The sequence below is a fragment of the Clostridium beijerinckii genome (genome assembly GCA_003129525.1).
GTDB classification, from domain to species: domain Bacteria; phylum Bacillota; class Clostridia; order Clostridiales; family Clostridiaceae; genus Clostridium; species Clostridium beijerinckii_D.
Genome location: CP029329.1, coordinates 2,486,455 through 2,500,426 on the forward strand (window position 1 = coordinate 2,486,455; position 13,972 = coordinate 2,500,426).

General features: G+C 29.3%; 13 protein-coding genes. 10 read left to right on the plus strand and 3 right to left on the minus strand.

Annotated features, from left to right (window positions below):
- The first annotated feature begins 37 nt into the window (after positions 1 to 37).
- The 5 genes from DIC82_11000 (at position 38) to DIC82_11020 (ending at position 5,895) form a co-directional block, all read left to right on the plus strand.
- Positions 38 to 1,264 (plus strand): MFS transporter, encoded by a 1,227-nt coding sequence (locus DIC82_11000; GenBank protein AWK51523.1) that lies wholly within the window; start codon positions 38 to 40, stop codon positions 1,262 to 1,264.
- A gap of 101 nt (positions 1,265 to 1,365) precedes the next feature.
- Entirely contained in the window at positions 1,366 to 2,151 is a 786-nt protein-coding gene (locus DIC82_11005) for a Cof-type HAD-IIB family hydrolase (protein ID AWK51524.1), read from the plus strand.
- A gap of 81 nt (positions 2,152 to 2,232) precedes the next feature.
- A complete protein-coding gene (locus DIC82_11010) occupies positions 2,233 to 3,453 on the plus strand; it encodes a hypothetical protein (protein AWK51525.1) in 1,221 nt (406 codons plus the stop codon).
- A gap of 29 nt (positions 3,454 to 3,482) precedes the next feature.
- Entirely contained in the window at positions 3,483 to 5,177 is a 1,695-nt protein-coding gene (locus DIC82_11015; GenBank protein ID AWK51526.1) for a DDE transposase, read from the plus strand.
- A 190-nt stretch (positions 5,178 to 5,367) separates the two neighbouring features.
- Positions 5,368 to 5,895, plus strand: coding sequence for an isopentenyl-diphosphate delta-isomerase (locus DIC82_11020; protein ID AWK51527.1), 528 nt, complete (start codon positions 5,368 to 5,370; stop codon positions 5,893 to 5,895).
- Positions 5,896 to 6,004: 109 nt separating this feature from the next.
- Here DIC82_11020 and DIC82_11025 read toward each other — a convergent pair whose 3' ends face one another.
- From DIC82_11025 to DIC82_11035, 3 genes are all read right to left on the minus strand, one after another.
- Complete coding sequence (locus tag DIC82_11025; protein ID AWK51528.1) at positions 6,005 to 6,340, minus strand: rubredoxin; 336 nt, start codon at positions 6,338 to 6,340, stop codon at positions 6,005 to 6,007.
- 163 nt (positions 6,341 to 6,503) lie between these two features.
- Positions 6,504 to 7,880, minus strand: coding sequence for an MATE family efflux transporter (locus tag DIC82_11030; protein ID AWK51529.1), 1,377 nt, complete (start codon positions 7,878 to 7,880; stop codon positions 6,504 to 6,506).
- A 94-nt stretch (positions 7,881 to 7,974) separates the two neighbouring features.
- Entirely contained in the window at positions 7,975 to 9,507 is a 1,533-nt protein-coding gene (locus DIC82_11035) for a sigma-54-dependent transcriptional regulator (GenBank protein AWK51530.1), read from the minus strand.
- A 304-nt stretch (positions 9,508 to 9,811) separates the two neighbouring features.
- On the opposite strand from DIC82_11035, the gene DIC82_11040 reads away from it, so the two are divergent.
- The 5 genes from DIC82_11040 (at position 9,812) to DIC82_11060 (ending at position 13,885) form a co-directional block, all read left to right on the plus strand.
- Positions 9,812 to 10,501, plus strand: coding sequence for an ABC transporter permease (locus DIC82_11040; GenBank protein AWK53074.1), 690 nt, complete (start codon positions 9,812 to 9,814; stop codon positions 10,499 to 10,501).
- Positions 10,494 to 11,276 carry an ABC transporter ATP-binding protein gene (locus DIC82_11045; protein AWK51531.1) on the plus strand — a complete coding sequence of 261 codons (783 nt, stop codon included), beginning with the start codon at positions 10,494 to 10,496 and terminating at the stop codon, positions 11,274 to 11,276. The genes DIC82_11040 and DIC82_11045 overlap by 8 nt, the downstream gene beginning before the upstream one ends.
- 96 nt (positions 11,277 to 11,372) lie before the next feature.
- Complete coding sequence (locus DIC82_11050; protein AWK53075.1) at positions 11,373 to 12,329, plus strand: ABC transporter substrate-binding protein; 957 nt, start codon at positions 11,373 to 11,375, stop codon at positions 12,327 to 12,329.
- 106 nt (positions 12,330 to 12,435) lie between these two features.
- A complete protein-coding gene (locus tag DIC82_11055; GenBank protein AWK51532.1) occupies positions 12,436 to 13,287 on the plus strand; it encodes a histidine kinase in 852 nt (283 codons plus the stop codon).
- 103 nt (positions 13,288 to 13,390) lie between these two features.
- On the plus strand, positions 13,391 to 13,885 hold the full coding sequence (locus tag DIC82_11060; GenBank protein AWK51533.1) for a serine protease: 495 nt from the start codon (positions 13,391 to 13,393) through the stop codon (positions 13,883 to 13,885).
- Positions 13,886 to 13,972: the final 87 nt, after the last annotated feature.

Below are 13,972 nucleotides of genomic sequence, written 5' to 3' on the forward strand. Positions count from 1 at the left end.
TTCATAAATAAGAATTAAGTGGAGGAATATTTTAAATATGAATAAAGATTGGAAAAAGAATATAATAATATTTTTAGCTAGCCAGACTGTATCCCTCTTTGGATCAATGTTGGTTCAGTATGCAATTACTTGGTATATTACATTAAAAACACAATCGGGTGTAATGATGACCATATCAATTATTTGTAGTTTCGTTCCTACATTGTTTATTTCGCCATTTGCAGGGGTATGGGCTGACCGTTATAACCGAAAATTACTCATTATGCTATCAGATTCTATGATTGCAATAGCAACTTTTATTTTAGCCATATTGTTTTTTATGGGATATGATTCTATATGGTTGCTCTTTGTGGTCTCAGCAATACGCGCCTTGGGAACAGGAATTCAAACGCCAGCAATAGGCGCTTTTATTCCACAACTTGTGCCAGCAGATAAGCTTACTAAGGTAAATGCAACAAACAGCAGTATACAATCATTGGTTATGATGGTGTGCCCAATGCTTAGTGGTGCACTGCTTACTATAGCTAGTATTGAATCAATATTTCTTATAGATGTTATTACGGCATTTCTTGCAGTTTCAATATTACTTTTATTTTTGAAAGTTCCAGCTCATGCAAGAGCATTAAATAAGCAAGCAATAAGCTATTTTGAGGATATGAGAGACGGAATTAGGTATATTAAAAATCATAGTTATGTAAAAAGTTTCTTTTGGTTTTGTTCAATATTCTTTCTGTTAGCTGTACCTATTGCATTTTTAACACCTCTACAAGTAACTCGTAGCTTTGGTAATGATGTTTGGCGTCTAACAGCAGTCGAACTTTCATTTTCTATAGGGATGATGGTAGGCGGTATAATAATGGCGTACTGGGGTGGATTTAAAAACAAAGTTCATACAATGTCTCTATCAACTCTTGTCATGGGAATATGCACATTTGCACTTGGGTTTATTCCGAATTTTGTTGTGTATTTGATTTTTATGGCCTTAGCAGGAATTGTTATGCCATTATTTAATACACCATCTACAGTTTTATTACAGGAAAAAGTAGAAGAAGATTTCCTAGGCAGAGTATTTGGCGTTTTGGGAATGATATCAAGTACCATGATGCCACTTGGAATGCTAGTGTTTGGACCAATATCTGACATGATTAAAATAGAATGGTTACTTATGGGAACAGGCTTATTGATGTTTATTCAAGGATTTTTCTTAATAAGCAACAAAGTGATGATTGAAGCGGGAACGCCAATTACAACTTTTAGAAAGTAACTGGTAGGAAGAAGTAGGAAAATTTTAAGATAAAACAGATATATAGCTAAGCGGAACTTATTTTATCTTAGAAAAGCTAGAGCAGAAAAGGAGATAGAATCATGAAAAGAGCAGTATTTTTTGATATAGATGGAACTTTATTAGATTGTTTAAAGGGGATAACAGATATTACTCCTAGAGTAAAAAAAGCTATTCGTGCATTACAAGCAAAAGGAGATTATGTTTTTATTGCAACAGGCAGACCATATGCTTTTCTAAACGAGGCATTGCTTAATTTTGGTTTTGATGGTTTCGTACTTACAAATGGAGCACATGTAAAAGTTAAAGATACATGTATATATAAAGAATCTATTGAAAAAGATTTTGTAAGAGAGTTGGCATATAATTTTGACGAGCTTAATGTTCAATATATTTTACAAGGAGAAACATATTCATATATTAAAGATGAATATAAAGAATTACAGTCATTGTTTAATTCTTATAGTATATCTAATAAATATTTTGAAGGTAATTATAATATTGAAGAAGTAGACATATATAAAATTGAAATGTTATGCAAAGATAAAAAAGGAATAGATTATTGTTTATCTTTAGGAAATAATAATTATGATTATATCCACAATATAGAAGCAAATTCTTTTGAATTATACTCAAAAATAAATACAAAGGCTTTAGGAGTATTAAAAATATTAGATTATCTAGATATTCCTTTGAAAAATAGTTATGCTTTTGGTGATGGTAAAAATGATATAGAAATGTTGTCTACAGTTGGATGTGGAATAGCTATGGGTAATGCTAGTGATCAAGTTAAAAATTATGCTCAAAAAGTTACGGATACAATTTGGAATGATGGAATAGCTTTAGAAATAGAAAATTTTATTCTATAAAGCCTGTAACAGAGCATAAAATAACAAATTTAGAAAACTATCCAATTGAAGAATATAAAACGTGAAAGATAGGAGAAATATATGTTAGAACCTAAAAGAGAATGGAAAACATTTGAGAGTATAGAAGAAGAACTAGAAAAATTAAGAGAATGGAAATTTTTATCTTCAAAAGCTACTGAAGTAAAACAATTTTATTATAAGGGTGCATTTACAGAGAAGTCTGTAGAATGTAAAGTTATTGGGTTTGTTGATGATAATGAGATAATATTAGATATTAACGGAGAATTACATAGTATTCATCCAGACTATTTTTTTGACATGCAAAGAAAGGATTTTTCAAAAAATCTTTCGAGTGAAGAAAAGGAAGTAAATAAAAGTCAGAAAAAACAAAAAGTAGACAAGAAAGAAAAAGTAATAAAAAAGGAAAAAGTAGATAAGAAAGAAAATTTCATAATAGTCGATATAGAAACCCCGTTTAGTTTTTCACCTAAAGATGGAATAAGGGAAGTAGCAGCTATAGTCGTAGAAGACTATGAAGTTGTTGATGAATTACATTTAGCTATTATTAATAATGAAGATGAGTACAAAAAAGGATATGGTTCAGGATTATATAGCATAGAAGAAAATGAAATATTAAGAGAAGAGTTTAAAACTCTAATTTCTAAATATAAGTATCCAATAATTGCTCATAATGCAAGCTTTGATAGAAACTTTTTGAATTATTGGAATTGGGTAGATAAAGACCAAAAATTTTATTGTAGTATGAATACAATAAAAGCAATAGAAAAATTAGATAGCTATAAATTAGTGGATTTATTAAATTATTATAATATAAAAGATGGACAAACACATACTGCAATGCAAGATGTACTTGATTTATTAGAGTTATTGAAAGTAGTGAAACCTAAAAAGTGGAGTAAATTAGGTGCTATTAGTAATGAGGGTAAAATAAAAAGAAATTATGAGGTGGATAAGGAAAAAAGAGAAGAAGATAAGGCAAGATTAGAATTGGCTAAAGAAAATATTATAGAAAATATCTTAGACAATAAAAGCATAGTATTTACAGGAGAGACTTTGAAAAGTAGAGTAGAATTGTCTGAACTTGCTATTCAATATGGTGGTCTTGTAAAAGGCAGCGTAAGCAAAAAAACAGATATAGTAGTAGTAGGCGAAAATCCAGGCAGTAAATTAATTAAAGCTCAAGCCTTAGGAATAGAAATATTGTCTGAAGATGAGTTTTTAAAATTAATACATATGATTAGACCACAAAAAGCTGACAAATATCATCCAATTAGAATTTAATGATATAATAGCATTATAAAATTAAACGTATGAGGAGAATTACTATGTTTTGCAAAAATGACCTTCAACAAACTTCATTATTTGAACCAATCAACCAAATGCCAAAATACCTTCAAGATATTTTAAATAAAAGTTGGGCTAAGGCATTTAAGGATCATATTTTTCCGCGAATAAATGAGGAGCGTTTTTCGGTTTTATATAGCAATAAAGCCTCAAGGCCTAATTCACCTATTAATGTTATTCTTGGCTTACTAATTATAAAAGAAATATTTCAGCAGACTGATGAAGAGCTTATCGGCTCTATTCATTTCGATGTAAGATATCAATATGCTTTAAATACAACTAATTATGAAACACAACCAGTATCTATAAATACTCTAACAAATTTTAGAAACAGACTTGTTGAATATGAAGCGTCAACTAATGAAGACTTAATAAAAGCTGAAGTTGAAGCTTTATCCGAAAGCATTGCTAAGTATTTATCTGTTGATAATAAAAAAGTTAGAGTGGATTCGTTAATGGTTAGTTCATCATGCAAAAAATTAAGTAGAATTGAGCTAGTATATTCTATAAATAGCAGACTTATTAAAGCTCTAAATATAATAAATCCACCTATTATAAGTGATGAACTAAAACCGTACCTTGAAAAGGGGCATAAAAATGACACTATATATAGAACTCAAGATTTAAAGGCTGATTCAAAACTTTCAATTTTAATCGAACATTCTAAAATTCTATACAATATCGCTCTGAAAGCTGGAGATATAGTTACTTCAACAGAAGAGTTTCAACTTTTAAATAGAGTTATTCAGGACCAAACTACAGAAGATGCTGCAAAAAATTTAGTTATTAAAGATTCAAAAGATATAACTTCAACTAGTTTACAAAATCCAACTGACAAAGATGCAACCTACAGAAAAAAATATGGTGGTAACGTTGGTTATGTTGTTAATATACAAGAATCATTTAATGATAAAAACAGTGTTATAACAGGCTATGACCTTAAGCAAAATATTCACAGCGATTCAAAATTTGCTGATGATGTTATTGCTAATTTAGCTTCACAAAATAAAAATTCAAACTGTAAACTACTAGTTGATGGTGCTTACTATGAACAAGAAAAAGCCAAAAATGCTTTAAAACAAGGAATTGAAATGATTCCAAGTCAACTAGTTGGCAGAAAAGTATCTACTGATAAACTGAGTTATTCAAAATTCATTGTAGATGACGAAAAAAATGTAATAAGTTGTTGTCCTAACGGAGTCGAACCTGTAGAGTCTTATTATAGTTCAAAATCTTATACAGCCAAATTTGACTCCAGTACATGTGAAAAATGTCCTTTAAATTCACAATGTCCAAAGAAAATATCAAAGAAATTTAATACCATAAGAGTTAGCGAAAAAGCTTATAATACAGCTACTCAAAGAGAAAAAATGCACGAGAGTGAGTATATAAAGCTTGCAAATAAAAGGGCTGGTATAGAAGGTATTCCTTCTGTTTTGAGGAGAAGATATAAAATTGATACCATGCCTATCCGGGGATTATTGCGCTCAAAATTATGGGTTGGATTTAAAATCGCAGCCTATAACTTCAAGAAACTGTTAAAACAGTTTCTTGAAAGTGGCATAGAGTGTTTTCTCAATATAATTGCATGTATAGTTGCTGTAATAATTAACTGTTTTAAATTATATTTTTTAGAATTTGAAGCAAAGCTGTCAAACTAATCACGATACTTTATAGTTTTTGTGGTTTAATCATACATATAAGTTAAATAATAAATTAAACTATGAAGTTTTAAGAGTACTTAAATTTAAAGAATAAGAATTTAAATTAAAACATAATAATTAATAGAACAATATTAATACAAAATTAAAGTTTTTATTTTTACATTAACTATATAAATCGAGGTGAAAAATGGTAGAAAATATAATAGCCGTTGATAAATTTGACAAAGAAATAGGCTCTATTGAAAAAATGGAAGCCCATTATAAAGGAATATTACACAGAGCTTTTTCCATACTCGTATTTAATTCTAATAATCAATTATTGTTGCAGAAAAGGAGTATAAAAAAATATCATTCTCCTGGACTTTGGACTAATACCTGCTGTAGTCATCCTAGATATGGTGAAAATCTACAAGATGCAATTTACAGAAGGCTTAAAGAAGAAATGGGGTTTACATGTGAACTTAAAGAGGTATTTAGTTTTGTTTACAAAGTAGAACTTGAAGATAACCTTTTTGAAAATGAATATGATCATGTCTTTTTTGGAATATATGATGGAGAAATAGTTACAAACAAAGATGAAGCAGATGATTTTAAATGGGTTGATATTAATGAGGTTAAGATTGATATTGTAAATAAACCTGAACTATATACTTATTGGTTTAAATGTTTATTTAATAGAGCGGAAAATGAGCTATATAAATATATAAGTTCATAATAAGTTTGAAAAAGTAAAAAATTGACTGTTAATAACAGAGAGTTCTAAGTGCTAAAGCACTAAGAACTTTCTTTAGGGTGATAGTCACCTGCTAATGAATTATTGTATTTTACCATTTACCTTTAGTAATATGTGCCACAATTTCTGCTTTTGATCTTTGTTTTATTGTCCAAACTTCATCTTTTGCTTTGTCAAAGGCAGATACACAATTGGGGTCTAGTTTTATATCTATACCTTCCTTACAAAGAGTAGTGATTTTATCAATTAAAGCAATGATTTCCATATGAATATCATTGGTTCTATCTGATTGATAAATTTTATCTGCATCTTCACTGCTTAATTCAATAAATTTTTCTTTGCCAAGGTTGCATTTAGGGCATTTTTCAGGAGCTTCTTCACATTCATGTACAAATCCGCAAACGGTACATTTGAATAATTTCTTCATACGATACCTCCTAATAATTTTAGTTCATATATAGTATATATAATTCTACAATTATTAATACAACCATATTGTATAAATTTTTTATTTAGCAACATAAGGTGGCGGAAAATTTTTAAAAGAAGTTGGGAGTTTTGAAGAAAGTTATGAATTTGATGTTTTAACTTTATTCTTGTAATTGCATATTTCCTTCAAGTTCATTTGAATCTGTTAAGAAATCATTTTTTCTCTTATATATGAAATAATATGGTACTTCATAAGCTAACATAAGTATCCATCCTATAAAACTTGCGTAGGCGAAACTCATCATTCCTATATGCGGAACTAAAACATATACAAATATTACTCTAAAAGATATTTGTATAAGTGTCGAAACTAATGTAATCTTCATATTTCCCATGCCTCTAAAGAAGCCTTGTATACCATTTGTGAATGCTGGCAATAGATAGAAGAATGCCATAAGTCCTAAGTAATGAACTCCCAAACTAACCATGATTGTATCTTCTGAAGAAACAAATAATTTCATAATGGGCTCCTTTAAACATAAAACAACTATACAAATTAATATCCAATAACAAAATTCTACACATAATCCAATTTTAAAGCCATCTTTAACACGTTTTTGATTATTTGCACCACGATTTTGTGCTATAAAGGTCATCATTCCACTAGATATGCTTTGTTGTGGTGTAAATGCAAAATCATCAACTCTGTTTACTGCATTAAATACTGCAATAGTAGCAACACCTAAGGGATTAATAGCACCTTGTATTAATAGCTTTCCAATTGGCTGACAAGATTGTTGCAAGGCTGTGATAGAACCATGTTGAAGTGTCTTTTTTAAGAGATTCATATCTATTTTCATATCACTTTTAGTCAATCTTAATAATGGAACATTTTTATATATGTAAATTATACAGAAAATTGCAGAACAAGCTTCAGCAATATCTGTTGCTAGTGCGGCTCCAACTACACCCATGTGTAACCCCCCTACAAAAACAAAATCAAGAAATCCATTTAAAATGGCTGCAATTGCTAAAAACTTTATTGGGGTTTTGGAATCGCCAACACTTCTCATAGCTGCTGCTACTGCATTATACAAATATGTAAATGGCATTGCAATAAATATAATCTTAAGATAAAGTGCTGAAGAATCAAGAATTTCATTTGGCACTCCAATAAGACTTAATATTGCTTTTGAAAAAATCAAACCAAGTATTACAACTAAAAGAGAAAAAAAGCACCCAAATATTAATGTAGTTGATATTTCCTTTTTTAAATCTTTATAATTTCCAGCACCAAAGAATTCACTCATAAGCACTGATGCTCCAATACATATACCTGTTATTCCTAAAATGACAATATTCATTACAGGATTAGCTGTTCCAACTGCTGCTAATGCATCTGTTCCTGAAAACCTTCCTACAACGATAGAATCTACTGCATTGTAAGTTAGTTGAAGCAGATTTCCTAGTATTAAGGGTATAGAAAAACTGACCAGTTGCTTTGGGATATTGCCTTTTGTCATATCTTTAATCATAATTTCACGTCCTTAGTATTCTTTAATATGCCTTATTATACTAAAGTGATTATGACATCCTCAATAGGTTATTTCTCAAATTCGTTTCATTATGAAATCATTTTAATTTCCTCCATAATGTACTATGTCCAATTTCTAATCTTTTTTCAACTTTTACTTGATTCATCTCTTCTTCAATCATTATATGTTTTATAATACGAGTTTCGATTTCTTTTAAACTTCCACTAAGATCAACAGGTACCAAAGTAGCTTGCTTATGATTATCACGTTCTTTTTTTAGAGCAGCCTTAACTTTAGCTTGAGTAATATAGGGACCATTACATGTTAGTGCTAATTGATTTATTACTCTCATAAACTGTCTCACATTTTCTGGCCAATCATAACCTGATAGTAAATTTATTCCTTGTTCTTTTATTCCAACAACATGGATTGCGCATCTTACATCCAATTTAGCAAGATACATGCTTATCATATTATTAATTTCACTTGTATAATATTTAAATGGCATAAGTTCTATTCTCACTTCATCTAAAATTGAACGAAGTTGTCTTAGAAGCTTTCCACTGCTCACACAAATTTCTACAGGCAATTCAGAAGAGGCAATTATTTTAACATTACTGTTTTTATTTAACTTCTTCAAAATATCAGTTATCTTTTTTTGTCCTTCTTTAGATAATTGATCTATATCTTCTAAAAATAAAGTTCCGCCTTCATTCCACAAATGCTCCATGATAATACTGTCTAATAAATCATAGTTGTAGTCTTCTGGCACCGAATAACAGCTTACACATATTAAACTTTTTCTTTTTTGAGGGCTAAAGCAGCAGCATAAATATCCAACATCACTTTTACACATTCCATCTTCACCAGTTATAATAGTTGGAAGTGACGTATTACTTAGCTCTGATATTTGAGAAAAAATTGTTTGTGGAAATACTGTATCTACAAAACTAGGTGATATTTCATGTCCATTGAATATTCTTACAAATTTATCTATGTTATCTTTTTCCATTTTTATATCATCTGTATAATTATTAAATTCAAGAATCTGATCCTTATCTTTAAAAAGAGCATTGCATAATCTCACTGCCTCATCAAAGGCACTTCTTACACTTTCTATTCCACTAGTAAGCAATATGCTGTTCATTCCTAGTTCTTGTGATGTCTCGTATACCATATTATCTCCAATTATAAGTTCATAATTTTCTTTTTTTAGATCTTCAATTATACTTCTTATATTTTTATATTCAAAATAACACTTTGACTCTATAGAATATCCCATAAGTTCACTTAGCTGTTTAAATGAATTAACAATGCTTGGATAAGCTAAAAATATTTTCTTTCCATTATATCCTTGTGACAATTTTAAAATCCTTAGTATATCAAAAGCATTTATATAAACTTCAATAATAGGAGTAGTTGTAACCTTCTTGCAGGCTTCAACTGTACCACCCCTTGTTATAAGTGCAGTATATTTTTCATCAGCATTCAATTCTTTTAGAAGTTGTGGTCCTTTTTCATAATTTCCTTGATATACATCTATCTGTATATCCTCATATTCCTCTGAAACTGACTGGGCTAGTTCTTTTAATCCTAAATAAGGTGCTATAAAAAGAATTTTCATTTTCATAACTATATTCTCCATTAAATTATTTATTTATTGTTCTATTATATCAAAACTAACTTTATTATCTATGTTTATAAGCATTGAGATTTAATTGTCAGACAAAAGCAAAATCTAATAAAAAATGGTATATAATTATAAAGTGAAATTTTGATTTTGTGTGAATCGCTTTCTTATTTAATAGAATGGCTGCAATAATGGAGATGTATAAATGGATAAAAAAAAACAATCAAAATTAAAGGGTAAGAGCGTATTTAAAGGATATTACATATTTATATTATTACTTGTAGTTTGGAAAGTAGTCTGTAATATGGAAATATGGAGTAGTTACATTTTACCACCACCAGAAAGAGTGTTTAAGACATTTATTAAGATGATAAATAATGGATCAATATTTATTAATATTTATGCTAGTATGAAGAGAATAATAATAGGCTTTGGAATAAGTATAATAATGGGAATTCCCCTGGGGATAATATTTGGAATGTATGAAAAAATTTACGAATATTTTAAACCATTATTAAATTTTTTAAGAAACACTCCACCATTAGCTTTGATTCCAATGCTTATATTATGGTTTGGTATAGGAGAGGAATCCAAAATAATAATTATAATATTAGCGTCAATATTCCCTATATTTATAAACACGTTAAATGGAATAAAGAATTGCGACATTAAATTAATTGAAGTTGGAAAAGCTTTTGAATTATCAAAATATCAAATAATTATGAAAATAATTATTCCTAATGCAGTTCTTAATATAGTTATTGGACTTAGATTAGCCTTAGGATATAGCTTTAGAGCAATTATTGGCGCAGAACTAATTGCTGCATCTTCAGGTCTTGGATATTTAATTTCAGATGGTAAAGAAATGTCTAGAACAGATGTAGTTATAGTTGGAATAATTGTAATTGGTGCTTTAGGTATAATAACAGATTATATATTTTCAAGATTTGTAAAAATGGTGGGTAAAGGAAAGATGGTTGAAGCTTATGATTAATTCAGGATATGTAATTAAAAATGTATCTAAATTTTATAAGATTAATAATGAAGAACATGTTGTTTTTAAAAATATTTCATTAGAGATATCGGAAGATGATATAACGGTCATACTCGGGAAAAGTGGATGCGGAAAAACTACACTTCTTAGACTCATTTCTGGACTTGAAAACACCAGTAGTGGCAAAATAAATTTCATAAAAGAGAATAAAGCCTATAAACCAAAAGTTGGACTAGTATTTCAAGAGAGCAGGCTTATGCCTTGGCTTACGGTTACTAAAAATATAGCTTTTCATAATAAAAAGAGTTATAAAACAAACAAGTTGTTATTAAAATTAAAGTTTAAGAAATCTGATTTAAATAATAAAGATAGTGTTAATGTAGATAAATATCTTAAAATGATGAATTTAGATAAATTCAAAAATTCATATCCTAATGAATTATCAGGAGGAATGGCTCAAAGAGTGAGTATTGCAAGAGCACTTTCATTTAATCCAGATTTGTTGCTTATGGATGAACCTTTTTCAGCATTAGATTATTTTACAAGAATGGATATGCAAAATGAAGTTATAAAGATACATGAATGTACTAATAAAGGTGTGATTTTCGTTACTCATGATATTGATGAAGCCATGAGAATTGGTAAGAAAATTATAATTTTTACAAGTCAAGGGGATATTCAAGAGTTTGAGATAAATGAGAGTTATAACAGGGATTTAACAGGCAGTTATTATGGGGAATTAAAAAACCGAATTCTAAATATATTAAAAGAATGAACAAGAGGTTATGTTAAAAACTGTGTTGATATTCACACATAACCCAACAAAAGAAATATAAAGGGAGAATGAAAAATGAAAAAATTATTATTAAGTATGACAGCAATGGTATTAGTAGTAGGAATGCTAGCAGGGTGCTCAAATAAAGGGAGTTCTGATGGAAGTACTTCTACAAAAAAAGAAGATATTTCAGAAATTAATTTAACATATGTAAAAGCACCATTAAATGTACCATCTATTATCCAAAAACAAGATGATTTATTTGGAAAGGAATTTTCAAAGGACAATATAGCAGTTAATTTTCATGAAATAACCTCTGGTCCAGATCAAACACAAGCATTAGCAGCTGGAGAATTAGATTTCTTACATGCACTAGGCGGAACTTCAGCGATAATCGCAGCATCTAATGGGGTGGATTTAAAGATACTCAACACATATAGTAGATCTCCAAAAGGATTTATGATTTTAACAAATAATGATTCAATAAAATCAGCAGCTGATTTAAAAGGTAAAAAAGTTGCAGGCCCTAAGGGAACAGTATTACATCAAGTATTAATTGCAGCACTTGATAAAGCTGGGTTTACTGAAAATGATGTTGAATTTATTAATATGGGAATTCCGGAAGCGACATCAGCGCTTGCAGAGGGAAGTGTTGATGCAGCTTTAATAGCAGGACCTACAGCATTAAAAGCAATAAATGCAGGTAGTACTGTTGTAACTACTGGAGAGGGGTTAGTGGATGGAATTATAGTAACTGCGGTAAGTACTAAATTCGCAGAAAAACATCCTGATATAGTTAAAAGATTTATGAATGTAGAAAAAGAAACACTAAAGTATATTAATGATAACAAGGATGAAGCTTTAGAAAAGGTATCAAAAGAAGTTGGATTAACAATTGATCAAACTAAAGAAATGTATAGCTGGTATGATTTCAGCATGGATATAACAGATAAAGATATGGAAGAACTTGAAAAGACACAAGACTTCTTAATAAAAAATGAAATGCAAGAAAATAAAGTAAATATAAAAGATTTGATATATACTCAAAAATAATATCACTATAACAAAAAAATGCCCATCAGTTTTCTGGTGGGTTTTCTTATTTGAAGAAAAATATGGTAAAATGTATTTAATATTTATTATAAATGGGGGTGAGTGCATGATAGTTAAAAAGCAGGCATATAACATATCTAAAATAGTATTAATATCTATATTTTTAAACTTAATAGAGGTTGTGTTTATAACACTATTTATCTACTACAAAAACAAAAATCCTTATATGATTGAGGGGAATTTTATAATTTATGTTATAGCTATAAGTATAGGTACTAATAGCATTATTACAGGAATCGTATTTTATAATCTTTTATTTAAAAAGGGTAGTAATAATTTAATAGATATAATAAAGGATCTTGAGTCATTTAATAAAACTTTAAGAACTCAAAGACATGACTATTTAAACCATATTCAGGTTATTTACTCGCTTATTGAACTTGAGGAATTTGATGAGGCAAGAAACTATATGGAGCCTGTTTATAAAGATATAGTAAGAATTAGTAAAGCTCTAAAAACTTCAGAACCGGCGGTAAATGCACTACTTCAAGCAAAGTTACAAATGGCAGAAAAAAATGAAATAGAGATGGAATTAGAAATAAAAAGTGATTTGAAACATCTTAATATGGAACCATGGGAATTTTGTAGAGTGATAAGTAATATAATAGATAATGCTATATTTGCTTTAAAGCTAAAGCCTGATAATAGGTATATGCTTGTTGAATTTGCAGAAGACGTACAAAATATTAAGATTAATATATCAAATAATGGATATACTATACCTAAAGAAATTATAGATAACATATTTGAAGAGGGATTTACCACTAAGGGAAATAAGGGAGAGGGTATGGGTCTTGCTATAGTTAAGGACATTGTTGAAACATTTCATGGAACAGTTGCAGTTACATCAGATGAGAAAAGGACATCCTTTGAAATAGTTATACCTAAAAAAGATTGATAAATGACATTTGAGCATTAAAAGTGTATAGTTTAGAAGTTTTGTATTACAAATCTGTATTATTAGGACTATTATATATATAGTAGGAAGGGGGTAGAAAAACATGAATGTATTTTTACCAGATATGACAGTTCTAACAGTTTTACTTTTAATTATAGGCTTCGGGTTGGTATTTTTAGAAATGCATATTCCTGGATTTGGAGTTCCAGGAGCTGTAGGGGCTATATGTTTAATATTTGCAGTAGCATTAACAGCTCAAAATTTTGCGCAAGCATTAGTTATGGCATTGGCAATACTGGCCGTGTTAGGTGCTATGCTAGGTGTGGTTTTAACGTTTTTTACAAAAGGAAAATTGTTCAAGCCATTAATACTATCAGATGAACAAAAAAAAGAACATGGGTATATTAGCTCTTCAGATTTAGATTATTTACTAGGAAAAAAGGGAATTGCAATTACGGACTTAAGACCAGCTGGTTCTGTAGATATAGATGGAGTTAAGTTTGATGTGGTTTCTGATGGGGAGTATATTTTAAGTGGCGCTAAGGTTGAAATATTTAAAGTTAGCGGAGTAAAGTTATTAGTTAAAAGGGTTAAGTAGAGAACCAAAATCTATGATTTTGTGTGAATCACTTACTCAGCGAGTGTATACGAGTCGAGTTTCCTCATAAAAAATTAATATTTAAAG